Here is a 21,334-nt window from a genome sequence, read left to right as displayed (position 1 = left end):
GGTCGGTGGTCTTCACGGATTTCACGGAAATGATTCCGCCGATGGTGTGGCGTGCGAGTTTGCTCACCTTGAACGCTCTTCGTGGCAATTCCTAGGCTCGGTCGCGGACCCGGCCCGACCGGTCGGGTCGACAAGTCAAGGGAACACGATTCCGTTCGAGGGAGAACCATGTCCCGCACGTGGCTAGCCGTGCTCGCGACCACCGCCGCGGCACTGGCCGGCGCCTTCTTGCCCACCTCCGCGTCCGCCGCCGAGCAGACCCAGACCGGCGACTCCGTCCGGCCGGCGGTCCGGCTGGTGTTGAGCGTGACCTATTCCGAGGCCGACCCCGCCCACACCGGAACGCGCTACGGCTACCTCACCTGCGCACCCGACGGCGGTATCCACAACAACGCCGCCGCGGCCTGCGCGGAATTGTATGCGGCCGGTGGTGATGTGAGTGCCACGGACCACGAGAGCGGTGTCGCGTGCACGATGATGTACGCGCCCGTCACGGTTCGCGCGCTGGGGTGGTACGGCGAGCGCCGGGTCGATTACCGGACCACTTACGGCAATTCCTGCGTCTTCGCGGCGACCGCCGGGCAGCTCTGGAACTTCTGACCCGGGTGCGGCGGCGAGGGGTCGTGCAGGGCGGCCCCTCGCCGCGTCAACGACCGGAGAGCACGCGGCCGATCGTGCGGCAGCCCTCGGCGAAGCGGTCCGGGTTGGGGCCCGAGTAGTTCAGGCGGATGTACGCGCCCGCCGGTTCGGCCGGGAACCACTCCGTGCCCGGCGCGATCAGCACGCCCGCCGCCTCGCACGACCGCGTCACAGCGTCCGGGTCGGTGCCCTCCGGCAGCCTTGCCCACAGGTTCAGCCCACCGGGCGGCACGTGGTCCAGGTGGGCCTGGGGCACGTGTTCCGTCAAGCACTCCACCAGCAGGTCCCGCCGCTCCCGCAGTTGCCGGCGCAGCGCGCGCAGGTGGGACAGCCACGCCGGCTGGGTGACCACGTCCAGTGCCGCGGTCTGGAGGAGTCCGCTCACGTACATCGACTCCGCCCCGCGGTCGGCCAGCACCCGGTCGCGCGCCGGACCCCGGGCCACTACGGCGGCCACCCGCACGGACGGGGACACGTTCTTGGTCAGGGACCGCAGGTACACCACGTGACCGGCGTCGTCCTGGGCCGCGACCGGTCGGGCGGTGGTGTCGATGCCGAAGTCGTGCGCCCAGTCGTCCTCCACGAGGAAGGCCGCGTGCGCCCGCACCACCTCCAACACCCGCTCCACCACCGACGCCGACCACTGGGCACCTGTCGGGTTGGCGTAGTTGGGCTGCGCGTAGAACAACCTCGCCCCGGTCTCCTCGAACGCCCGCGCCACGTCCTCGGGATCGGGACCCTCCGTCCCGCTGGGCACCGGCACCACCCGCACCCCGGCCTGCGCCGCCGCCATGATCGCGCCCCAGTAGGTCGGCGACTCCACCAGCACGGGCTGCCCGGCCCCGGCCAACGCCCGGAAGATCGAGCTGAGCCCGCTCTGGCTGCCCGGCACCACCACGACGTCGCGCGGCGCGGGCGGGGTGACGCCGGCGGGTGTGGCGCTGCCCAGTTCCGTCGCGAACCACGCGCGCAGCTCCGGGTGTCCGGCGGCGTCGGGGCGGGACAGCGCGGCGTCACCGCGGGTGGCACGGGTCAGGGCCGCGCGGACGAGCCGTTCCGGGAGCAGGGTGCGGTCGGGGTAGCCGGAGTGCAGGGCGATCGCGTCGGGCGGGCCGGTGCGCAGCGGGGCCGACAGCACGGGGATGCGGGCGTGCGGCGCGCGGAGTGCGCCCGTCTGCCAACCGAAGTCCGGCGGTCGGGCCGGGTGCGTCGCACGGACGAACGTCCCGACCCCCGGGCGGCTCTCGACCAGCCCCAACGCGCCCAGCGCCCGCATCGCTTTCTGCACGGTCACCGGGCTCGCGCCGTACTGCGCCACCAGCGCCCGCGTGGACGGCACCCGCGCGCCCGGCGGGGCCTGGGCCAGCCACGCGCGCAGGCCGGACACGATCCGCGCGGTGCTATCGTTGGACATGTCAGGGAACAGTAGCGCTACTCTCGAACGCGCGACACCGCTATCCGCCGGCCCGTGGTGGGGACTGCTGGGCGTGCTGGCGTTCTCCTTCACCATGCCGTTCACCCGGGTCGCGGTCGGTACGCTGTCGCCGCTGTTCATCGGCTCGGGACGGGCGGTCGTGGCGGCGGTGCTCGCGGCGGGCGCGTTGGCGCTGACCGGGCAACGCCGACCCACGGGCGTCCAGTGGGCGCGGCTGGCGGTCGTCGCGGGTGGTGTGGTCGCCGGGTTCCCGCTGCTCACCTCGTACGCGCTGACCACGGCCCCGGCCAGTCACGGCGCGGTGGTGGTCGCCCTGCTGCCGGCGGCGACCGCGGTCATGGCGGTCGTGCGGGGCGGGGAACGCCCGCGGCGGTCGTTCTGGGTGATCGCCGCCCTCGGCGCGACCGCCGCCCTGGCGTTCGCGTCCGCCCAGGGCGGGGAGTTCGGGCGGCTGCACTGGTCGGACCTGCTGCTGTTCGGCGCGGTCCTCGCCGCCGCGATCGGGTACGCCGAGGGCGGGCTGCTGGCGCGGGAACTCGGGTCGTGGCAGACGGTGTCGTGGGCGCTGGTCCTGTCCGCGCCGCTGATGACCGTGCTCGCCGTCGTCTCGGCGGTGCGGCAGCCGCCGGCGGGCACGGCGGTCGAGTGGGCGGCGTTCGCCTACCTCTCGGTGGTCAGCATGTTCCTGGGCTTCTTCGCCTGGTACCGGGGGCTGGCGATCGGCCCGATGGCGCAGGTGAGCCAGGTCCAGTTGGTGCAGCCGGTGATGACCATCGCCTGGGCGGCCTGGCTGCTGGGCGAGTCGGTGACCTGGCCGACCCTGGTGGGTGGCGTCGCGGTGGTCGCGTGCGCGGGGGCCGCCGTGCGACTGCGCCGCACACCGTCCACAAAGGACAATCGTTGACCGGGTGGCGGCAACGGGAATAGGCTCCACGACCGGTGCAGGCGCCGACCGAGGAGCGCGATGCCCGAACTGGAACTCCGCCACCTGCGCGCGGTGTGCGCGATCGCCGAGGAGGGCAGCCTCACCCGGGCCGCCGTCCGGCTCGGCCTGACCCAGCCCGCGATGAGCGCCCAGCTGCGCACCGTCGAGCGGGTCGTGGGCGGTCGGCTGTTCGACCGGACGTCCGGCGGCAGCACCCCCACGGACCTGGGCAGGCAGGTCGTCGGCACGGCCCGGCTGGTGCTGGACGAGGTCGAGCAGCTGGTCAGCCTGGCCAAGGAGCGCACCCGCGACGGCACCCCGGAACCGCTGGTGGTCGGCAGCGTGCCCACGCACAGCCTCGGCCGGTTCGTGGCACACCTGCGCCGCGCCATCCCGTGCTCGGAGGTGCGCACGGAGATCACCCGCAGCGGCCCCGACCTGCTGGACCTGCTGGTGTCCGGCCAGCTCCACCTCGCCGTGCTGGACCGCTTCGAGGGCATCGAACGGCGGGAGCTGCGCGGCTTGGAGATCCGGTCGCTGCTGCGCGAGCCGCTGTTCATCGCCCTGCCCGAGCAGGACCCGCTGGGGCAGGACGACGAGGTGGACCTCGCCCGGCTCGCCGACCGGGACTGGGTGTCACCGCCGGAGGACGTGCTGGGCAACCGGTTGGGGGTGTTCGCCGCGTGCGCCGAGGCCGGGTTCACCCCGCGCCTGACGCACCGGGTCAACGAGGCCGCGACCGCGTGGCAGCTGGTGGCCAACGGGGCTGTGGCGTTCGCCCAGCCGCACTCCCAGAGCCGGGACGGCGTGGTCGTCCGCCCGCTCAAGGGGTCACCCCTGGTGGTGGACCTGCTGCTGGCGACCCGGCACGAGGGTCCGGCGGCGGGCCGGGCGCACGAGGTGTTCCTGTGCGCGGCCCGCGCCTACCACGACCTGCTGCCCCGCAACCCCCACTACCAGCGGTGGTGGGCCGCCCACCCCGAAGCCCACGGCGAGCTGGACGCGGCCCTGCTGCTGGCCGGTGACTGAAACCCGGCCGGTGACCGAAACGCGGCCGGTGACCGAAACGCAGCCGGTGACCGAAACCCGGCCGGCGACCGAAACCCGGCCGGCGAGAGAAACCCCGCCGGGGAGTGGGGCTCAGGGCTCGTTGGGCTTGTAGCAGTCTTTGAAGCCGTCCGGCTTGGGCTGGTTGCCCGCGAACAACGCCACCACGTCGGACTGCTTGGGGTTCTCCGGGTAGCCGGGCCAGTCCGGCTCCTGCCCGTTGACGTGCAGCTCGTCCAGCCAGTAACCGGACTGCCCGGCCACCTTCTCCATCTCCAGGTCGCAGCCCTTGACCCGCACGATCGCCTCCAGGATCGTGTCGGAGGTCTTCACCGTCCGCTTCCCGACCTTCTTGGACTTCTTCTTCTTGCTGTCGGTCTCGGTGCTCGGCTGACCGACGTTGGTGAAGCCCGCCGCCTTCAGCTCCTGGACGAACTTGTCGGTGTTGCTGGAGCACGCCACGAGCGAGGCGGTGCAGCCCAGCGCGAGCAGCACGGACACGACCTTCTTGTTCATGGCGCACAGCAAACATCGGCGGCCGATGCGCCGCGCGCCGGTCGGCCAACGCGTTACCGCGCTGTGACGTCAGATGAGGCCGCCGGAGGCCACGATGGACTGCCCGGTGACCCAGCGCGCGCGGTCGGAGGCCAGGAACGCCACCACGTCGGCGATGTCACCGGCCTGCCCGAACCGGCCCAGCGGGGTCTGCGCGACGACGGGCGCGAGCCGCGCGCGCAGGTCCTCGGTGAACGCGTCGGTCTCGGTCGGGCCGGGCAGGACGTTGTTGACCGTGATCCCGCGCGCTCCCAGTTCCTTGGACAACGCGAACCCGAGTTGCTCCACGGCCGCCTTGGTCGCCGCGTACACGCCGTGGTCGGCGAGCGCGGAGCGGGTGAGGGCGGAGGACAGGGTGATGACGCGTCCGCCCTCGGACAGGTGCCGCGCGGCCAGCCGCATGGCCAGGAACGGCGCGGTGACGTTGACCGCGAGCATGTCGGCGAACACGCGCTCGTCGTAGGACTCGACCGGACCGTGGTGGGCCAGGCCGGCGTTGTTGACCAGGACGTCCAGCCGGCCGAACTCCGCGAGGACGGCGTCGAACAGGCCGTGGACCTCCTCGGGCCGCCGCAGGTCCGCCCCGACCGCGAAGGCGCTGCCGCCGGCGGCGGTGATCTCGGCGACGACATCGTGGGCTAGGCGTTCGTTGGTGCCGTAGTGCACGGCGACCCGCGCGCCCTCGGCTGCGAGCGTGCCGGCGATCACCCGGCCGATGCCGCGGGAAGCTCCGGTGACCAGTGCGTGCTTGTGCTTGAGGATCATGCGGCGAAGCTATGACCTCACACCGGTGTGAGGGGCGAGCGGACGTGAGCGGGAGCACATGAAGATCGGCGAACTGGCCCGGCGGACCGGGGTGAGCGAGCGGCTGTTGCGCTACTACGAGGAACAGGGCCTGCTGCGCCCCGCCCGGACGACGAGCGGCCAACGGGTCTACGAGCCGGGGACGGTCGAGGTGGTCGGCCGCATCCGGGCGCTGTTGGCGGCCGGCATCTCGACGGCGGCCATCGCCCGGGTCTTGCCGTGCCTGCGCGACGGCGAGCAGCGCCTGATCGCGTGCGCCGAACTGCCGGACCGGCTGCGCGCCGAACAAGCCGACATCGCCGCCCGCATCGAGGCGCTCCGCGAAGCCCACGCGGCACTGGACGTCCTGATCGCCGGCGCGGAACGAGGCGCCGCCACCGCGACGCGGCCCGTCGACCGTCCACAATGGGCTTGAGGTTGACGTAACTGGAGGGTTTAGCGTCGCCCGCATGACGATCACGGTCCTGGACACCTACACCGCCATGCGCGAGATCCTGCACGCCCCGCACGAGCGACGGGCCGGGCTGCTCAGGGACATGCTGGAGCCCGCCGCCAACCTGTACCGGTACTTCCCGGGCGAAGTCGACCTGGTGGCGATGCACGCGATGGGTTCCGGTTTCCCGCTCGACCGCGACGAGGACCGGTGCCGGGAAGCGTTGGAGGCGCTGCACGACGCCGACGCGTGGGGCCGGGTCGAACGGGCGCTGGAGGAGGCGGTGGCGGTGCAGCTCGCCGCCACGCCGGGGATCGTGGTGCCGGACGTGACCGTCCTCGTCGTCCTCGGCGACCCCGGCGACAGCCACTTCATGGGGCCGGGGCTGGGCATGGCGGCCAACGGGAGCGTGACGGGGTACCTGTACCTGAACTTCTGGCCCTACCCGGAGAACCTGGCCCGGGTGGAGGCCACCGCGGTGCACGAGCTGAACCACAACCTGCGCTACGCCCCCGGCGGGGTGGTGTGGAACCCGGCCACGGTCACGGTGGGGGAGCAGGTCGTGTCCGAAGGTCTGGCCGACGCCTTCGCCCGGCAGCTGTACGGCGACGAGCTCGGCTACGCCCGCCTCGGCGTGCCGCACCTGCACGACGACGCCGTGTTCGACAAGGTGGTCTCGGGCCTCGGCGTGACCGGCATGCAGAACTTCGCGGCCTGGGTGCACGGCGACGCCACCGCGATCCGCTACGGCGGCACCCCGGTCGGCCTGCCCAGCGGCGCGGGGTACGCGGTGGGCAACCGACTGGTCGACGCCTACCTCGCGGTCACCGGCCGGACCGCCGCGCAAGCCCTGCACGCCGACAGCCGCGAGGTGATCGACACCGCGCTGCGCCTTCGGGAGGGCGGGCGTTGAGGTGCGCCCGGAATATCCGGACGACGGTAGCTCTGCGCGGCACCCCGTGCCGGCGTCTGGGCGCCGGGCGGGTAGCCGTGGGGTGACGGTCTGTGGTTGCATCCGTTCCGGGAGCGCTCCCACACCGGAGTGGGAACCCCCGGACGAGGTGAGGACGACATGAAGCCATCCCGTTTCCTCGGGGTCGCGGTGCTGGCGGCGGCGCTGGCCCTCCCGGTCCTGCCGACCGCGGCGCAGGCCGACACGCGGATCTGCGAGCAGTACGGCTCCACCACCATCCAGGGCAAGTACACCGTGATGAACAACCGCTGGGGCAGCAGCGCCGAGCAGTGCATCAACGTCACGGGCAGCGGTTTCCAGATCGTCTCGCAGAAGGGCTGGACCAGCGGCGGCGCACCGCTGTCCTACCCGGCCGTCTACGTGGGCTGCCACTACGACAACTGCTCGCCGGGCACCACCCTGCCCCGCCAGCTCAGCCAGATCGGCAGCGTCCCGTCGTCGATCTCCTACACCTACGTCGGCGGGACCTACGACGCCGCGTACGACATCTGGCTGGACCCGACGCCCAAGCGGACCGGCGTCAACCAGATGGAGATCATGATCTGGCTGAACCGGCAGGGCAGCATCCAGCCCGTCGGTTCCCGGGTCGGCTCGGCGAGCGTCGGCGGCCGGACGTGGGAGGTGTGGCAGGGCAACAACGGCGGGAACGACGTGGTGTCCTACGTGGCGCCGTCGCCGATGGCGAGCTGGTCGTTCAACGTCATGGACTTCGTCCGGGACGTCGACGGCCGCACCCGCGTCGACTCGTCGTGGTACCTGACCAGCGTGCAGGCGGGGTTCGAGCCGTGGCAGGGCGGTGAGGGCCTGGCGGTGAACAGCTTCTCCGCCGACGTCCAGGCCGGTGGCGGCAGCGGTGGCACGAGCGGCACGATCGTGGGCCGGGGCAGCGGCCGGTGCGTGGACATCGCGTCGTACGGCACGGCCGACGGCACCCCGGTCCAGCTGTGGGACTGCGGCACGGGCTGGAACCAGAAGTGGACCCGCAACGGTTCCCGCTTCGTCAACCCGCAGACCGGCAAGTGCCTGGACGTCAACGGCGCTTCGACCGCGGACGGCGCCCTGGTCCAGCTGTGGACGTGCAACGGCACCAGCGCCCAGGACTGGCAGGTCAACGGCAACGGCACCATCGTCAACCCGAGGTCGGGCAAGTGCCTGGACGCGGCGGGGTCGGCCAACGGCGCCCGCCTGCAGATCTGGGCCTGCAACACCAGCGGCACCCAGGCCAACCAGCTCTGGACCCTGAACTGACCGCCCGTCCCGCTGCGTAGTTCCACTCAAGATCCGTGGCCGTGCGGAAGGCACAATGCGGCTCATGGGCTACGCACGCCGGCACGAGGACCGCTTGCTCTGGGCCGGACGGCCGGCGCTGTTCGCGCTCCTGCGCTTCGGCGGGATGTTCGGCCCGATCCGACACGTCCCGCGCCTGGGCTGGGTGATCACCGACCCGGTCCTGGCGCGGGCCGTGCTCAACGACGGCGCGCACTTCACGCTGCTGGGCGAGGGCGGTGTGGGGCACCTGTGGGAGCAGGTGCTCGGCGACTACGTCAACCGGATCTTCGACGGCCCCGGCCACGCCGACCTGCGCTCCAGGGCGCGGGACCTGTTCACCGACGCCTCCGCCCGGCAGCTGGTCACGAAGGTCTTCGACCCGGCCCTGGCCCCCGCGCTCGACCGGCTGCACGACGGCCGGGCGGTCGACCTGGCCGACCTGTCCCGCGTGCTGGTCGGGCGCATGATGGCCGAACTGCTCGGCCTGGCACCGGACGACCCGCGCGAGCTGTTCGAGACCGGGGAACGACTGGCCGCCCTCGCCCTGGGCAGCGCGACCTCGACCGGCCTGCCGCCCGAGGTGGTCGCCCAGGCCAAGCCGATCATCGCGGAGCTGACCCGCAACGTGCCGGCCGCGTTCGCCTCCGCCGACCCGTCCACCCTGCTGGGCCGGTGCCGTGAACTGGGACTGAGCCTGGAGGAGACCTCGGGACTGGCCGCGCTGCTCATGGTCGCCGGCACCGAGACCGCCGCCACCGCGATGACCCGCACCGTGGCCCTCCTGCACGACACCGGCGAGCAACACCGGCTCCTCGCCGACCCGGACCTGCTGCCCGTGGCCGTGCGCGAAGGACTCCGGGTCACCACGCCCGCGCCGGTCATCGGCCGGCACGTCTCGCGCGACACCACCGTCGCCGGCAGGGAACTCCGTGCCGGACAACGGGTTCTCCTGCTCACCTACGTGGCGAACAACGCCGTCGGCCCGTTCTCCCTCGACCGCCCGTACGACCCGCGGACCCGCCAGCTCTGGTTCGGCGCCGGCCGTCACCTCTGCCTGGGAGCCGCGCTGGCGCGGGCCGAGATCGGTCACGTCCTGCAGGCGGTGTTCTCGTCGGGCCGCCCGGTGGTGGTCGGCCCGCGCCGCCCGGCTCGCGGCGTGCTCATCCCGTCCTACCGCTCGCTGCCCGTCCGACTGGGGTGATCGCCGTGTACCGGTCAGTGGCCGTGGACGCCGGCGTGGCCGCCCTTGCCGTGACGGTGTTCTGGCTTCCCTCCACCGGCCCGGTCGAACCCGCGCTCATCGCTTTGTTCGTCGTCGGTGTCCTGCTGCGCTCGTGGTGGCCCGTCACCGCTTTCGGGGTCACCTCCGCCGCGACGCTCGCCGGTGCGATCTTGGGCGTGGCGCAAGACCCGTTCACCGCTGCGGCCTGGGTGCTGTACCGGGTCGCGGCCACGCGCGATGGTCCGGTGAAGGTCGTGTCGGCGGCGTTGGGGACGGCGGTGGTGGTGCTCGTCGCGGTCGGGACGCCGGACGGTGCGGGCGTCGCCCGGTACGCGGCGGTCAGCGTGCTGGTCACCGTGGGTGCTTGGCGCCTGGGTACCGCCGTGCGCCGCGAGCGGGAGGAGGCGCTTCGGGTCGCGCGGGCCGAACGGGAGCAGGCCGTGCTCGCCGAACGCCTTCGCGTGGTGCGCGAGGTGCACGACGTGGTGTCGCACTCCCTGGGCACCATCGCCGTGACCGCCGGCGTGACGGCCCACGTGGCCGGCGACGACGCCGACCGCCTCCGACGTGGTCTCGCCCGCGTCGAGGAGACCGGCCGGCAGGCGCTCGACGAACTGCGCACGGTCCTGCACACCGTCCGCTCGGGTGCGCTCGACCTCGGTCCGGTGGTCGAGCGGGCACGAGCAGCGGGTATCGAGGTCGATGTGGACGTCGACACCTCCGTCCCGCTGACGCCGGCGGTGTACCGGATCGTGCAGGAGGGGCTGACCAACGTCGTCCGCCACGCGCCGGGTGCGCGCTGCGAGGTGGTGGTGCGGCGGACCCTCGCCGGCGTCGAGGTCGTGATCAGTGACGACGGTCCGGGTGTCGCGTCGGAGCCCTCGCCGGGACATGGGCTGGTCGGGTTGCGGGAGAGGGTGGAGTCGTTGGGCGGTTCGGTCGAGGCGGGGCCGGGCGGTGGTGGCGGGTTCGTGGTGCGCGCGGTGGTGCCGGAGGTCGGGGATGGGTGAGCGCATCCGGGTTCTCGTCGCCGAGGACCAGGACCTGCTGCGGACGTCGTTGTGCGAACTGGTGTCCGCGACTCCCGACATGGTGCTCGTCGGGGAGGCCCGGGACGGGCGGGAGGCGGTCGACGCCGTTCAGCGGCTGCGTCCGGACGTGGTGCTGATGGACATCCGGATGCCCGTGTTGGGCGGGCTCGAAGCGACACGCCGGATTTTTGCGTCATCGTCCACCACGAGAGTGCTGGTGCTCACCACCTTCGACCTGGACGAGTACGTCTACGAGGCCCTGCGGATCGGCGCGACCGGTTTCTTGCTGAAGAACGCCGGCGTGCCGGAGATCCTGCGTGCGGTTCGGACGGTCCACCGCGGCGACGCCCTGCTCGCACCGGAGGTGACGCGCCGGGTGGTCGCCGAGTTCGCCGCCCGCCGGACGGGGCCGCGCGAGCGGTTCGAGGGCCTGACCGCGCGGGAGCGGGAGGTGGTGGCGGCGGTCGTGCGGGGGTTGTCGAACGAGGAAGTGGCGGCGGAGCTGCTCCTGAGCCGGGCGACCGTGAAGACGTACCTGAGCAGGCTCTTCGACAAGCTCGAGGTCCGCGACCGGACACAGTTGGTGATCCTGGCCTACGAATCCGGCTACACCGACACCCTCCGTCCCTGACCCACCCAGCCCGGCCGCGCTGAGCCCGATCGTCCGAGTGCGTCTGAAGTCCCGAGTCAACCTTTGGCCGATGTGCGTTCCGGCGGCCGGCGTGAGCCTGGTGGCGTGATCGAGATCGTCAACCTCACCAAGCGGCACGGTCGCCGCACCGTCCTCCACGACGTCGGGTTCACCGCGCGCCCCGGTCGGGTCACCGGGTTCCTCGGGCCGAACGGGGCCGGCAAGTCCTCCACGCTGCGCGTCCTGCTCGGCCTGGACTCCGCCGACGCCGGCACCGCCCTGATCGGCGGCACGCCGTACCGGCGGCTGCGTCATCCCCTCCGCACGGTCGGAGCGGTCCTCGGCGGGAGTGGTGCGCACCGCGCCCGCACCGGGCGTGCCCACCTGGCGTGGGTGGCGCGCAGCAACGGCATCCCGCGGGCCCGCGTGTCCGAGGTCCTCGACCAGGTCGGCCTGACCGGTGCGGGGCGGGTGCGGTCCTACTCGACCGGGATGGGGCAGCGGCTCGGGATCGCGGCGGCGCTGGTGGGGGACCCGGCGGTGCTGGTGCTCGACGAGCCGTTGAACGGGCTGGACCCCGAGGGCATCCGCTGGGTCCGCCGGTTCCTGCGCGCCCGCGCCGCCGAGGGGCGGACGGTGCTGCTGTCCAGCCACGTGATGGCCGAGGTCGCCGCCACCGCCGACGACCTGGTGGTGATCCACTCCGGGCGGGTCGTCGCGCGGGGCACGGTGGACGAGGTCACGGCGGGTCACGGGTCTCTGGAGGACGCGTACTTCGCCCTGACCGAGCCGGAGGTGTCGTGGTGAACCGGGACAACACCGTGGTGAACGCCGTTCGGGCCGAGGTGGTCAAGCTGGTGACGGTGCCCTCGACCTACCTGGCGGCCGGAGTGAGCGTGCTCGGCACCGCCGGCATCGCCCTGCTCAACTCGCGCGTGTCGCCGGACGCGGGCTTCACCGCCGTGCCGTTCGGGGCGATCGGCGTGATCGTGCTGGGCGTCCTGATCGCCACCGGCGACACGGCCACCGGCGTGCTGTGCGTGCCCCGGCGTGGGGTGCTGTTGGGTGCGAAAGTGCTGGTGCTGGCGGTGCTCTCGGCGGTGTTGGCGGGTGCCGCGCTGCTGGCGGCGGTCCCGTTCGACGCGTTGGCGGAACTGGGGTGGCGGGCGGTCGGTGCGGTCGTGTACTGGGTGTGTTCGGCGTTGATCGCGTTCGCGGTGGGGTCCCTCAGCCGGAGCACGGTGGTGCCGTTGGTGCTGTTCGTCGTGAACTCGGCGCTGGTCTCGGTGACCTACCTGCTGACCAAGGTCACGCCCCTGGCCCGCTTCCTGCCGGACGTGGCCGGCGCGCAGATGTTCGTCCGGGGCTACCCGGCCGAGCACGTGCTGTCCCCGGTGGCCGGCGGCGTGACGATGGTGGCGTGGACGGCCGGTCTGGTCGTGGTCGCCGGGCTGGTGTTCGCGCGGCGGGACGTCGGCGGGGCCTGAAATCACCTGGTGGGCGGGGTGGACCACCGTTCCGAGTGGACTTGGGGCGTTCTGGAGCCGCAGGAATCGGGGAGTTGCTGCACCCGGGTGGTGGGCGGGCCACGCCTTCGAGTAATCGACAGCCGTGCGTGCGGGTGTCGAGACTCGGGGGTCTGGGTTCCGCCAGACGGGAGAAGAGGCGACGATGTCCCGCTCAACGGTGTTGGTCGCAGTGGACGGCGGCGCGGGTGGTGTGGTCGCGCGGGACCAGGTGGAGGCGATCTGCGCCGAGTTGCGCCAGGAGGGCCACGACATCGTCCGCGCGCACACCGCCGAGGACGCGCTGGCGTTGACCCAGAGCCGTGCCGACCTGTCCGCGGCGCTGGTGTCGTGGCACCTCGACGCGCCGGAGGACGTCCTGCGGGCGTTGATGGGCCGGTTCGCCAAGCTGCCGGTGTTCCTGGTGACCACCGCGACCTCCGTGGACGACCTGCCGCTGTGGGTGTCGGAGGCGGTGACCGGGTACGTGTGGCTGCTGGAGGACACGCCGGACTTCATCGCGGGCCGGATCGGCGTCGCCGCCGACCGGTACCTCGACGGCGTCCTGCCGCCGTTCTTCCGGGAGCTGCGCCGCTTCGACGACACCCACGAGTACTCGTGGCACACCCCGGCCCACGCCGGCGGCGTCGCGTTCCTCAAGTCGCCGGTCGGGCGGGCGTTCTTCGACTACTACGGCGAACGCCTGTTCCGCACCGACCTGTCGATCTCCGTGGCCGAGCTGGGGTCGCTGTTCGAGCACAGCGGCCCGATCGGCGACGCCGAGCGCAACGCGGCGCGGATCTTCGGCGCGGACCTGACCTACTTCGTGCTGCACGGCGACTCCACCGCCGACCGGATCGCGTGCCACGCCGGCATCGCCACCGACGAGCTGGTCCTGGTCGACCGCAACTGCCACAAGGCGATCTACCACGGCCTCACGATCACCGGCGGCCGGCCGGTGTACCTCGTGCCCACGCGCAACGGGTACGGGCTGATGGGGCCGATCCCGCCGCACGCCCTGACGGCTCCGGCGGTCGCGGAGCAGGTGCGGCGCAGCCCGTTCGCGGCGGGGGCGGTGGGGAGCGACCCGGTCTACGCGGTGATCACGAACTCCACGTACGACGGGTTGTGCTACGACGCGGTGCGGGTCGCCGAGTTGCTGGGCGAGACGGTGCCGCGTTTGCACCTTGATGAGGCCTGGTTCGCTTATGCCCGGTTCAACCCGCTTTATGCGCGAAGGTACGGCATGTCGGTCGGGCCCGAGGTGTTGTCGGACGACGTTCGGCCGACGGTGTTCTCGACGCAGTCGACGCACAAGCTGCTGGCCGCGATGTCGCAGAGCTCGATGGTGCACGTCAAGAACTCGCCGCGGTCGCCGGTCGAGCACCGGCAGTTCAACGAGACGTTCATGATGCACGCCACCACGTCCCCGCTGTACCCGATGATCGCGGGCCTGGACGTCGCGGCGGGAATGATGGACGGTCCCGGCGGCCGGTGGCTGACCGACGAGGCGATCACCGAGGCGATCCGCTTCCGCCAGGCCGTCGCCCGGCTGGGTCGGCGCATCCGGGACGCGGGCGACCGGCCGGACTGGTTCTTCGGCACGTGGCAACCGGACCAGGTCACGGACCCGGGGAGTGGCGAGGTGTACGCGTTCGCGGACGCTCCGCTGGACCTGCTGCGCACGTCGCCGGGTTGCTGGACGTTGGCGGCCGGCGCCGAGTGGCACGGGTTCGAGGGCATGGAGGACGGTTATTGCCTGCTCGACCCGGTGAAGGTGTCCATCACGTGCCCTGGGGTGGACGCGGTCGGGAACGTGGGCGGCATGGGCATCCCGGCGCGGGTGTTGACGATGTACCTGGAGGCGCGGGGGATCGTTGTCGAGAAGACCGATGCGTACACGTGCCTGATCCTGTTCTCCATGGGCATCACGAAGGGCAAGTGGGGGACGCTGCTCGACGCCCTGCTGGACTTCAAGGCGCTGTACGACCGGGGTGCGGCGGTGGCGGAGGTGCTGCCGGAGTTGGTGCGGGCGTACCCGGACCGGTACGCGGGGTTGAGCCTGCCGGCGTTGTGCGGGCAGATGCACGAGCAGTTGAGCAAGAGCGAGCTGACTGCCTTGTTGGACGAGGCTTTCACCCATCCGACGCCGGCGGTGGCCACTCCGGCGCAGACGTACCAGCGGTTGATCCGGGGTGGGGCGGAGTCGGTGCGGTTGGGTGAGGTTGCCGGGCGGACGGTGGCGACGATGGTGGTGACCACGCCGCCGGGGATTCCGGTGTTGATGCCGGGGGAGAGTGCGGGGGAGGTCGAAGGGCCGATCTTGCGGTACTTGCGGGCGTTGGAGGCGTTCGACCGGGAGTTTCCGGGGTTTCCGAGCGAAACCCACGGAGTTGCGCGCGATGGTGCGGGCGAGTACTGGATCATGTGCTTGCGGTAAGGTGAAAAGCCAAAAGCTTGAAAAGCCAAAAGCTTGAAGAGCCAAAAGCGGACGCTCGCCGCTGGGCAGGCCCCCGGGGGTGGAAGGGCGTCGGTTTCTCCCCCGTACGGCCTGCCGGAGGCAACCACCCTTGGCCCGTTTGTGCAACCGGAAAAGCTGGTTGCACAAACGGGCCAAGCGCGGTTGGGCTGCGCCCAGGCCGTACGGGGGAGAAACCGAGGCCCTTCCTGTGGCTGGCAGCCCAGGCGCGCCTTCGGCGCGAAAGCGGCGCGTGTGGGTGGGGTGGTGGTCGCTGAACCGGGTGATGGGGTGGCTCGGCTAGCTTTGCGGGTCGAGCGCGGGGGTCGCGCCGGTGTCGTGGGGAGTGTCCGTGTTGGCCGTCGCCGGGGTCTGCAAGTCCTACGGGAAGCGGGCGGTGTTGCGTGGGGTGGACCTCGAGGTCGGGGCTGGTGAGCTGGTTGGGGTCGTGGGGGAGAACGGGGCCGGCAAGACGACCTTGCTGCGGATCCTCTGTGGACAGTTGCGCGGGGACGCCGGGTCCGTGCGGTTGTCCGGGCGGCTTGGGTACTGTCCGCAGAAGCCCGTGTTGAACGACGACCTCACCGTCGAGCAGCACCTGAAGTACTTCCAGATCGCCTACCGGCTGCCGCACCTGCGCCGCGCGGACGAGTTGATCGAGCAGTTGGGGTTCGGCGACTACCGCGGGGTCGCGGTCAAGGAGCTCAGCGGGGGGACGCGGCAGAAGGTCAACCTCGTGCTGGCCCTGATGCACGACCCCGCCGTCGTGCTGCTCGACGAGCCCTACCAGGGGTTCGACTGGGAGACCTACCTGCGGTTCTGGGAGATCGCGGCCGGGTTGCGGGCGGCCGGGCGGGCGGTGTTGGTGATCTCGCACCTCGCCTACGACAGCGTCCGCCTCGACACGTTGCACCGCCTGCGCGACGGCGTCCTGGAGCAGGCGGTGGCGGTGAGCCCCGCATGACCTCCTACGGCGTGGCGGCCCGGTTCACGCTGCTCGTGCTGGCCCGCAACCGCCTCGCCGTGGTGTTCCTGACCGTGCTCATCCCGATCGGGATCGCCTTGGCGCACCACGTGGTCAGCCACGACGTCCTGCCGTTCCACCAGAGCAGCACGGGCGCGGTGCTGTCGGGTGGCGGCGAGCAGATCACGATGATCAGTTGCGCGCTCAACGCGTCGTGCCAGCTCATCGGGTTCGCGATGTTCTCCTCGGCCAAGCACGCCGGGGACTTCGACCTGCGGCTCACCGCCGCCGGCTACCCGCGCAGCGCCCTGGTGCTGGCCAAGCTCACGTCCCTGGTCGGCTTCGCCGCCCTGGTCGCCGCCTACGCCGCTGCGTGGATGCGCTGGTTCTGGCCGATGGAGCAGCCGCTGTCGATGTGGGTGGCGGTGTTCCTGGCCGGCCTGGTGTACGGGGCGATGGGGCTGTTCCTGGCGCTGTTCCTGCCGGGCCAGCTCGAAGGCATGTTCACCATCATCACCATCACGGTCACCGACCTGCTGCTGCAGAACCCGCTGCTCAACCGGTCCCAGGGCGGCGGGCTCATGGAGGCGCTGCCCGCCTACGGGGCGATGCAGATCGGCATCGGCGCCGGGTTCACGCAGTCGGTGCCCTCGTCGGCGGTCCTGGTGAGCCTGTTGTGGACGGTGGTGTTCGCGGCCACGGCGTTCGTCGCGTTCCTCAGGAGGACCCGCTGAGGGCTGCTTGCCGGGTCAGGCGGAGGTGGTGTCGAAGCCGGCGCGCAGGGTGGCTAGTTCCTCGGCGGTCGGTTCGTGGCCGGCGGCGACCATCCGGGACACCTCGCGGAAGTAGTCCTCGTAGCCGGCGGGCGTGAGGATCATCAGGCACCGCGCGGGCGTGTCGCCGGCGTTGCGGAACCCGTGGGCGGACCCGCGCGGCACCGCCACCGCGCCGCCCGCGCCCACGACCAGGTCCGAGCCGCCCACGTCGAAGGTGATCTCGCCGTCGAGCACGACGAAGTCCTCCTCGTGCGAGTGGTGGACGTGCGGCGCGGCGCCCAGCCGGCCCGCGTCCAACCGCATCTCCACCACCGCGAGCCGCCCGCCGGTGTCCGACCCGGCCAGCGTGATCCGGTACGCGCCGCCGACCGCGGGCAGCTCCTCGACGTCCTCGGGACGCCTGACCCCCAATGTCATGTCGCCCACCCTATGTGAGCGGCGGTAGCTGTTTTCAGGCGTCCGCAAACCACGTTTACCCGACCCGGTGAACGTGGTGGCGGGTTGTTCCTCCGTCGATCCGCCGGGTAACCGACCGGCACAGCGGAGGAGTGAACCATCATGAAGCGCAACGCGTTCTTCGCCCGCGGGAAGCAGCGGGCAGTGGTGGCCTGTGCCGCGGCGTCGGTGCTGGCTCTCGTGACGGCGTACCGCAGTGACGCCCAGCCGGCGGCCGAGGTGTCCGCCGCCGACCGGGTGGTGGAGTTGGTCAACGCCGAGCGGGCGAACGCCGGGTGCGGCGCGGTCGCCGTGGACGGGCGGGCGCAGTCGGCCGCGCAGTCCCACGCCGACGACATGGCCGCCCGCGACTACTACGACCACGTCAGCCCCGAGGGCCGGGACGCCGGCGACCGCCTCGACGCCGCCGGCTACCCGTGGCACCGGGTCGCCGAGAACATCCACAAAGGACCGTCCTCGCCCGAGGACGCCATGCGGGACTGGATGAACAGCCCCGCCCACCGCGCCAACATCCTCGACTGCGAGCTGCGGGACCTGGGGGTCGGCGTGAACTCCGGCGGCAGCGGCCCGTTCTGGGTGCAGGTGTTCGCCACGCCTTGACCCGGCACACCCCTCGTCGCCACGGTGATCGGCGTGCGATCATCGGCCCCGGTTCCGGGTGACGAGGGGGTTTGCCGGTGTACGGGTTCGTGGGCGCGGGTGCGTTGACGGCGGCGATCGTGGAAGGGCTCAGCACCGAGGTCGCCGAGCCGCCCGCGGTGTTGTTGTCCCCGCGCAACCGTGCCGTGGGGCTCGACCTGGCCGGGCGGTTCCCCAACGTCGAGGTCTGCGGCAGCAACCAGGAGGTGCTGGACCGCGCCCCGGTGGTGGTGCTGGCGGTGCGGCCCCAGGTCGGGGAGGAGGTCCTCCGGGACCTGGTGTTCCGGCCGGAGCACGTGGTGGTCAGCGCGCTGGCGGGGGTGACGCTGGCGCGGTTGCGCGAGTGGATCGCCCCGGCCACGGAGGTCGTGCGCACCATCCCGCTGCCCGCGGCGGCCCGCCGGCAGAGCCTGACCGCGCTGTACCCGGACCACCCGGTGGCCCGTGAGCTGCTGGAACGGGTCGGCGGCGTGGTGGTGCCGGACGCGGAGACGACGTTGGAGGCCTTCAGCGCGTCGACGGCCACGTTCGCCGCGCACCTGGACTACCTGACCACGGTGGCGAACTGGCTCGCGGCGCAGGGCGTCAAGCAGGAGGACGCCGACGCCTACATCGCCCACATCTTCGGGCAGCTCGGGCAGTCGGTGTCGCGGGCGACCTCGCTGACGGCGTTGACCGAGGAGCACATGACCCCCGGTGGGCTCAACGAGCAGGTGCTCGGCGACCTGCGCCGCGACGGCGTGCCCGACCTGGTGCGCCGGGCGCTGGACCGGGTGCTCGCCCGCCTCCGGGGCTGACCCTCGGGAGTCGGTCCACCCGAACGTGTCTGGTTGTTCCTACTCGTTCGGGTGGACGCCGGAGCGGCTCGTTTTTCGCCGGGACGTCCGGGCACCCCGCCCCTGGTGTCGAGGCGGTCGCCAGGGCCGCGGGAGACGGGAGGTCGTGATGCGAGTCGGCGGGTACGGACGAGCCGTGGCGGCGGTTGGGGTGGTCGTGGGCACCTGGGTGGCGCTCGGCCCCAGCGCGGGGGCCGCGTCGGACGGGCCGGAGGCGTTCAAGGCGGTCATCGACGAGAAGGTCACCAAGGGGGCCGACGGCTACGAGTTCACCGGCACGGTGGCCTGCCCGGAGCAGGAGTCGCCGCTGGACTTCACCAAGGTGGTGCTGGTCGTGCGGCAGGAGAAGGCCGTGGCGAAGGCCGAGTCGGACGAGGTCGAGTGCCAGGACGGCGGCAACCGGGCCGACGGCAAGTGGAAGGTCGTCGTCAAGACGAAGCAGGACCAGACCCAGCTCCAGAAGCAGGGCGAGCTGAAGCCGGGCAAGGGCGACGCCTACGTCGTCATCGTGCAGGGCACCACCTTCGACATGGGCAAGGGCGCCGTGACGCTGTCCGAGTGATCCTCAGTCCCACCAGAACGACCACGAGTGGTCGCCGACCAGGTGTTCGGCGTACGCGGTCAGCGGCGAGACGCCCTGCCAGACGTTGTCGGGGCAGAACGCGAAGTGCTCGGCGGCCACGGCCAGGGCGGCGTCGGGAGTGGTGGGCGGGGCGGCGACGCTGAGCAGGAGCGTGGAGAACCCGACGCCCACCACCCGTGCGCCGAACCGGTCCTCCCAGCTGCGCAGGACGGCGGAGATCTCGGCGGTGTCGTCGGTGTGCTCGGCCGGGCCGAACCAGCCGACGGTCGTCAGCGCGTCCGCACCCCGGTCGGCGGCGACCAGGCCCAGGCGCATCGACGGGTGCTCGGCGAGCAGGTGCTCGGCCAGGCCGTCGGCGATGCGGTCCGGGTCACCGACCGCGGCGGGCGCGGGCGCGGAGCCGGGCCACCGGGTGCCGTGCGGGGTGGTCGCGGGGTCGGCGTGCCGGGTCCACCAGTCGGCGAGCAGTGCGGCGGGGTCGTGCGCGGCGGGTGAGGACATCTCGCCGGGCGCGAACTCGCCACTGGCCCACGGCCGGTAGTCCTCGGCGTCGTCGTCCAAGGCGTCCAGCAGCAACGGCCACAGCCCGGAGCGGGCGTGCTCGGCGCGCAGGCGGGTCCACAGGCCTTCGGGGGCCGGGCCGTCGCTGAGCCACAACGCGGGCCGGTCGCTGTCCTCCTCCTGGGAGTGCACGGCCCGGCCCGGGGGCAGCGGGACGGACAGCGACCGGTCCGCGGGGTCGGCGACGAGCGCGGCGAGGTCGGCGGGCAACGGCGGTCGGGTGCTCATGATCGCCGATGGTAGGGGCTGGGTACGACAGTTCAGCGGCGGACGGTGGTGCCGTGGGCGGCGGACGGGCCGTGGTCCAGGTCGCCCGCGAAGGCGGCGGTGTAGCCCTCCAGGAGGGTGTTCACGCCGACCTGCACCGGGACCCGGGCGTCGCAGGTCGCCGTGCCGGCGGCGTTGGTGACCGCCGTGCACAGCGGGGTGCCCTTCACCGTGGAGAAGCTGACGACCTCGCCGGGCACGGCACGCCCGGTGTGGGCCTCGGTGAGCGTCGCGGTGATGCCGGTGACGGTGAGACCACCGCGCGGGACGATCACGGCCGTGCCGGTGGTGAGCCGCGTCCGCGCGGGCGGGACGGCGTGGATCGCGATGCCGACCGGGTTCACCCCGACCGGGACCGCGGACTCGACCGCGAGGGTGGCGGTGTCGAGGATCGACACGGTGCCGCTGTGGTAGTTGGTGACGTAGGCGCGGGCACCGCCGGGGGTGAGGGCGACGCTGATCGGCCGGTCGCCCACGCGGACGGTCGCCAGGGGCGTCCGGTTCACCAGGTCCAGCACGGAGACGTTGTCGCCCTCGCTGTTGGGCACGAACGCCCGCGTGCCGTCCGGGGTGATCGCGATGCCGTGCGGGGTGAAGCCGACCGGGATGGTGCCGACGACGGTGTTCCCGGCGGTCTCGACCAGGGCCACGTTGTCGGAGAACTTGTTGACCACCACCAGGGTTCGGCCGTCTGGCGTGACCGCGAGCGCGGTCGGGGTGTTGCCGGTGGGGAACTCGGCGATCTCGGTGTTGGTGGCGGTGTCCACGACGGACACCGTGCCGGGACCGGGGACGTCGTGGGCGACGTAGAGCAGCTTGCCGTCCGGCGTCAGCGCGACACCGTCCGCGTTGGGGCCGACGGGGACCGTGGCCACCGTGCTCATCGTCGCCGCGTCCACCACGGACACCGTGCCCGCCCGGTAGTTGGAGACGTACACGTGACCACCATCGGGTGAGACGACCACCCCGGCGGGACCGTCACCCACCGGCACGGCGGCGTCGATCGTGTTGGTGGGCGTGTCGATGACGGTGAGCGTGCCGTCCCGGACGTTGGTCACGTACCCCCGGCCGCCGTCGAACGCGACGCCGACGCCGTAGGGGGAGTCGCCGGGGGAGTCGGCGAGCACGGTGGTGGTCGTGTTGGTGGCGGTGTCGAGCACGGTCACCCCACCACCGTTGTTGGCCACGTACGCCAACACCTTGGTGTCCAGCGCACCGGCCGCCCCGGAGGGCACCAACAGCAGCGAGGCACCCACGGCGAGGGCCGCCGGGACCGTGCCGAACTTCTTGACCCGTCCGCTCACAACGACCTCCAAAGCCCTGGC

23 protein-coding genes are annotated in these 21,334 nt (G+C 72.2%); 17 read left to right on the top strand and 6 right to left on the bottom strand.

All coding sequences use genetic code 11. The features are described 5' to 3' along the window. Positions 1–168: 168 nt before the first annotated feature. Complete coding sequence (locus DFJ66_RS03900; protein WP_121218016.1) at positions 169–600, top strand: SSI family serine proteinase inhibitor; 432 nt, start codon at positions 169–171, stop codon at positions 598–600. A 46-nt stretch (positions 601–646) separates the two neighbouring features. Here the strand turns inward: DFJ66_RS03900 and DFJ66_RS03895 are convergent, their stop codons facing one another. Further along, a complete protein-coding gene (locus DFJ66_RS03895) occupies positions 647–2,053 on the bottom strand; it encodes an aminotransferase-like domain-containing protein (protein ID WP_121218014.1) in 1,407 nt (468 codons plus the stop codon). Between DFJ66_RS03895 and DFJ66_RS03890 the strand changes: the two genes are divergently transcribed. Beyond that, complete coding sequence (locus tag DFJ66_RS03890; protein ID WP_121218012.1) at positions 2,052–2,978, top strand: DMT family transporter; 927 nt, start codon at positions 2,052–2,054, stop codon at positions 2,976–2,978. The two genes, DFJ66_RS03895 and DFJ66_RS03890, sit on opposite strands and share 2 nt — an antisense overlap. A 60-nt stretch (positions 2,979–3,038) precedes the next feature. Further along, complete coding sequence (locus DFJ66_RS03885; RefSeq protein WP_121218010.1) at positions 3,039–4,028, top strand: LysR family transcriptional regulator; 990 nt, start codon at positions 3,039–3,041, stop codon at positions 4,026–4,028. 111 nt (positions 4,029–4,139) lie between these two features. Here DFJ66_RS03885 and DFJ66_RS03880 read toward each other — a convergent pair whose 3' ends face one another. Further along, positions 4,140–4,562 carry a hypothetical protein gene (locus tag DFJ66_RS03880; RefSeq protein ID WP_121218008.1) on the bottom strand — a complete coding sequence of 141 codons (423 nt, stop codon included), beginning with the start codon at positions 4,560–4,562 and terminating at the stop codon, positions 4,140–4,142. Positions 4,563–4,631: 69 nt separating this feature from the next. Further along, entirely contained in the window at positions 4,632–5,366 is a 735-nt protein-coding gene (locus tag DFJ66_RS03875) for an SDR family oxidoreductase (RefSeq protein ID WP_121218006.1), read from the bottom strand. Between the two features lie 58 nt (positions 5,367–5,424). Between DFJ66_RS03875 and DFJ66_RS03870 the strand changes: the two genes are divergently transcribed. From DFJ66_RS03870 to DFJ66_RS03820, 11 genes are all read left to right on the top strand, one after another. Next, positions 5,425–5,820: a MerR family transcriptional regulator gene (locus DFJ66_RS03870; RefSeq protein ID WP_121218003.1), complete on the top strand. Its 396-nt coding sequence runs from the start codon at positions 5,425–5,427 to the stop codon at positions 5,818–5,820. A gap of 34 nt (positions 5,821–5,854) precedes the next feature. Beyond that, positions 5,855–6,751 (top strand): DUF2268 domain-containing putative Zn-dependent protease, encoded by an 897-nt coding sequence (locus DFJ66_RS03865; protein ID WP_121218001.1) that lies wholly within the window; start codon positions 5,855–5,857, stop codon positions 6,749–6,751. A 159-nt stretch (positions 6,752–6,910) separates the two neighbouring features. Next, on the top strand, positions 6,911–8,059 hold the full coding sequence (locus tag DFJ66_RS03860; RefSeq protein ID WP_121217999.1) for a GH12 family glycosyl hydrolase domain-containing protein: 1,149 nt from the start codon (positions 6,911–6,913) through the stop codon (positions 8,057–8,059). A gap of 64 nt (positions 8,060–8,123) precedes the next feature. Beyond that, entirely contained in the window at positions 8,124–9,281 is a 1,158-nt protein-coding gene (locus tag DFJ66_RS03855; RefSeq protein ID WP_121230608.1) for a cytochrome P450, read from the top strand. 5 nt (positions 9,282–9,286) lie between these two features. Continuing rightward, positions 9,287–10,312, top strand: coding sequence for a sensor histidine kinase (locus DFJ66_RS03850; protein WP_170199124.1), 1,026 nt, complete (start codon positions 9,287–9,289; stop codon positions 10,310–10,312). Next, entirely contained in the window at positions 10,305–10,964 is a 660-nt protein-coding gene (locus DFJ66_RS03845) for a response regulator transcription factor (protein WP_121217995.1), read from the top strand. Before DFJ66_RS03850 ends, DFJ66_RS03845 begins: the two co-directional genes overlap by 8 nt. A gap of 105 nt (positions 10,965–11,069) precedes the next feature. Further along, complete coding sequence (locus tag DFJ66_RS03840; protein WP_121217993.1) at positions 11,070–11,771, top strand: ABC transporter ATP-binding protein; 702 nt, start codon at positions 11,070–11,072, stop codon at positions 11,769–11,771. Continuing rightward, complete coding sequence (locus DFJ66_RS03835) at positions 11,768–12,451, top strand: ABC transporter permease (protein WP_121217991.1); 684 nt, start codon at positions 11,768–11,770, stop codon at positions 12,449–12,451. Before DFJ66_RS03840 ends, DFJ66_RS03835 begins: the two co-directional genes overlap by 4 nt. Positions 12,452–12,635: 184 nt before the next feature. After that, complete coding sequence (locus DFJ66_RS03830; RefSeq protein ID WP_121217989.1) at positions 12,636–14,909, top strand: Orn/Lys/Arg family decarboxylase; 2,274 nt, start codon at positions 12,636–12,638, stop codon at positions 14,907–14,909. A 370-nt stretch (positions 14,910–15,279) separates the two neighbouring features. Beyond that, positions 15,280–15,891, top strand: coding sequence for an ABC transporter ATP-binding protein (locus DFJ66_RS03825; protein ID WP_121230606.1), 612 nt, complete (start codon positions 15,280–15,282; stop codon positions 15,889–15,891). Next, entirely contained in the window at positions 15,888–16,625 is a 738-nt protein-coding gene (locus DFJ66_RS03820; protein ID WP_121217987.1) for a hypothetical protein, read from the top strand. The genes DFJ66_RS03825 and DFJ66_RS03820 overlap by 4 nt, the downstream gene beginning before the upstream one ends. Before the next feature lie 15 nt (positions 16,626–16,640). Here DFJ66_RS03820 and DFJ66_RS03815 read toward each other — a convergent pair whose 3' ends face one another. Then, entirely contained in the window at positions 16,641–17,084 is a 444-nt protein-coding gene (locus DFJ66_RS03815) for a cupin domain-containing protein (protein ID WP_121217985.1), read from the bottom strand. A gap of 141 nt (positions 17,085–17,225) precedes the next feature. Between DFJ66_RS03815 and DFJ66_RS03810 the strand changes: the two genes are divergently transcribed. The 3 genes from DFJ66_RS03810 to DFJ66_RS03800 all read left to right on the top strand — a co-directional run bounded on the left by DFJ66_RS03810 (position 17,226) and on the right by DFJ66_RS03800 (position 19,160). Next, the gene (locus DFJ66_RS03810; RefSeq protein WP_121217983.1) at positions 17,226–17,723 is read left to right on the top strand and encodes a CAP domain-containing protein; all 498 of its coding nucleotides are present in this window, start codon (positions 17,226–17,228) and stop codon (positions 17,721–17,723) included. A 71-nt stretch (positions 17,724–17,794) separates the two neighbouring features. After that, the gene (locus tag DFJ66_RS03805; protein WP_121217982.1) at positions 17,795–18,559 is read left to right on the top strand and encodes a pyrroline-5-carboxylate reductase; all 765 of its coding nucleotides are present in this window, start codon (positions 17,795–17,797) and stop codon (positions 18,557–18,559) included. Between the two features lie 148 nt (positions 18,560–18,707). Beyond that, entirely contained in the window at positions 18,708–19,160 is a 453-nt protein-coding gene (locus DFJ66_RS03800) for a hypothetical protein (protein WP_147459170.1), read from the top strand. 3 nt (positions 19,161–19,163) lie between these two features. Here DFJ66_RS03800 and DFJ66_RS03795 read toward each other — a convergent pair whose 3' ends face one another. Both DFJ66_RS03795 and DFJ66_RS03790 read right to left on the bottom strand, forming a co-directional pair. Then, positions 19,164–19,970 (bottom strand): DUF4253 domain-containing protein, encoded by an 807-nt coding sequence (locus DFJ66_RS03795; RefSeq protein ID WP_121217978.1) that lies wholly within the window; start codon positions 19,968–19,970, stop codon positions 19,164–19,166. A 32-nt stretch (positions 19,971–20,002) separates the two neighbouring features. After that, entirely contained in the window at positions 20,003–21,313 is a 1,311-nt protein-coding gene (locus tag DFJ66_RS03790) for a cytochrome D1 domain-containing protein (RefSeq protein ID WP_246029564.1), read from the bottom strand. Between the last annotated feature and the right edge of the window lie 21 nt (positions 21,314–21,334).

It is taken from the genome of Saccharothrix variisporea, from assembly GCF_003634995.1.
Taxonomy (GTDB): domain Bacteria; phylum Actinomycetota; class Actinomycetes; order Mycobacteriales; family Pseudonocardiaceae; genus Actinosynnema; species Actinosynnema variisporeum.
This window is presented reverse-complemented; position numbering and strand designations above follow the sequence as displayed.

Bases quoted from the DNA above. Each gene is read 5' to 3' on its own strand.
- DFJ66_RS03900 (WP_121218016.1), top strand. From the start codon at position 169: ATGTCCCGCACGTGGCTAGCCGTGCTCGCGACCACCGCCGCGGCACTG.
- DFJ66_RS03890 (WP_121218012.1), top strand. From the start codon at position 2,052: ATGTCAGGGAACAGTAGCGCTACTCTCGAACGCGCGACACCGCTATCC.
- DFJ66_RS03895 (WP_121218014.1), bottom strand. From the start codon at position 2,053: ATGTCCAACGATAGCACCGCGCGGATCGTGTCCGGCCTGCGCGCGTGG.
- DFJ66_RS03885 (WP_121218010.1), top strand. From the start codon at position 3,039: ATGCCCGAACTGGAACTCCGCCACCTGCGCGCGGTGTGCGCGATCGCC.
- DFJ66_RS03880 (WP_121218008.1), bottom strand. From the start codon at position 4,562: ATGAACAAGAAGGTCGTGTCCGTGCTGCTCGCGCTGGGCTGCACCGCC.
- DFJ66_RS03875 (WP_121218006.1), bottom strand. From the start codon at position 5,366: ATGATCCTCAAGCACAAGCACGCACTGGTCACCGGAGCTTCCCGCGGC.
- DFJ66_RS03870 (WP_121218003.1), top strand. From the start codon at position 5,425: ATGAAGATCGGCGAACTGGCCCGGCGGACCGGGGTGAGCGAGCGGCTG.
- DFJ66_RS03865 (WP_121218001.1), top strand. From the start codon at position 5,855: ATGACGATCACGGTCCTGGACACCTACACCGCCATGCGCGAGATCCTG.
- DFJ66_RS03860 (WP_121217999.1), top strand. From the start codon at position 6,911: ATGAAGCCATCCCGTTTCCTCGGGGTCGCGGTGCTGGCGGCGGCGCTG.
- DFJ66_RS03855 (WP_121230608.1), top strand. From the start codon at position 8,124: ATGGGCTACGCACGCCGGCACGAGGACCGCTTGCTCTGGGCCGGACGG.
- DFJ66_RS03845 (WP_121217995.1), top strand. From the start codon at position 10,305: ATGGGTGAGCGCATCCGGGTTCTCGTCGCCGAGGACCAGGACCTGCTG.
- DFJ66_RS03830 (WP_121217989.1), top strand. From the start codon at position 12,636: ATGTCCCGCTCAACGGTGTTGGTCGCAGTGGACGGCGGCGCGGGTGGT.
- DFJ66_RS03820 (WP_121217987.1), top strand. From the start codon at position 15,888: ATGACCTCCTACGGCGTGGCGGCCCGGTTCACGCTGCTCGTGCTGGCC.
- DFJ66_RS03815 (WP_121217985.1), bottom strand. From the start codon at position 17,084: ATGACATTGGGGGTCAGGCGTCCCGAGGACGTCGAGGAGCTGCCCGCG.
- DFJ66_RS03810 (WP_121217983.1), top strand. From the start codon at position 17,226: ATGAAGCGCAACGCGTTCTTCGCCCGCGGGAAGCAGCGGGCAGTGGTG.
- DFJ66_RS03800 (WP_147459170.1), top strand. From the start codon at position 18,708: ATGCGAGTCGGCGGGTACGGACGAGCCGTGGCGGCGGTTGGGGTGGTC.
- DFJ66_RS03795 (WP_121217978.1), bottom strand. From the start codon at position 19,970: ATGAGCACCCGACCGCCGTTGCCCGCCGACCTCGCCGCGCTCGTCGCC.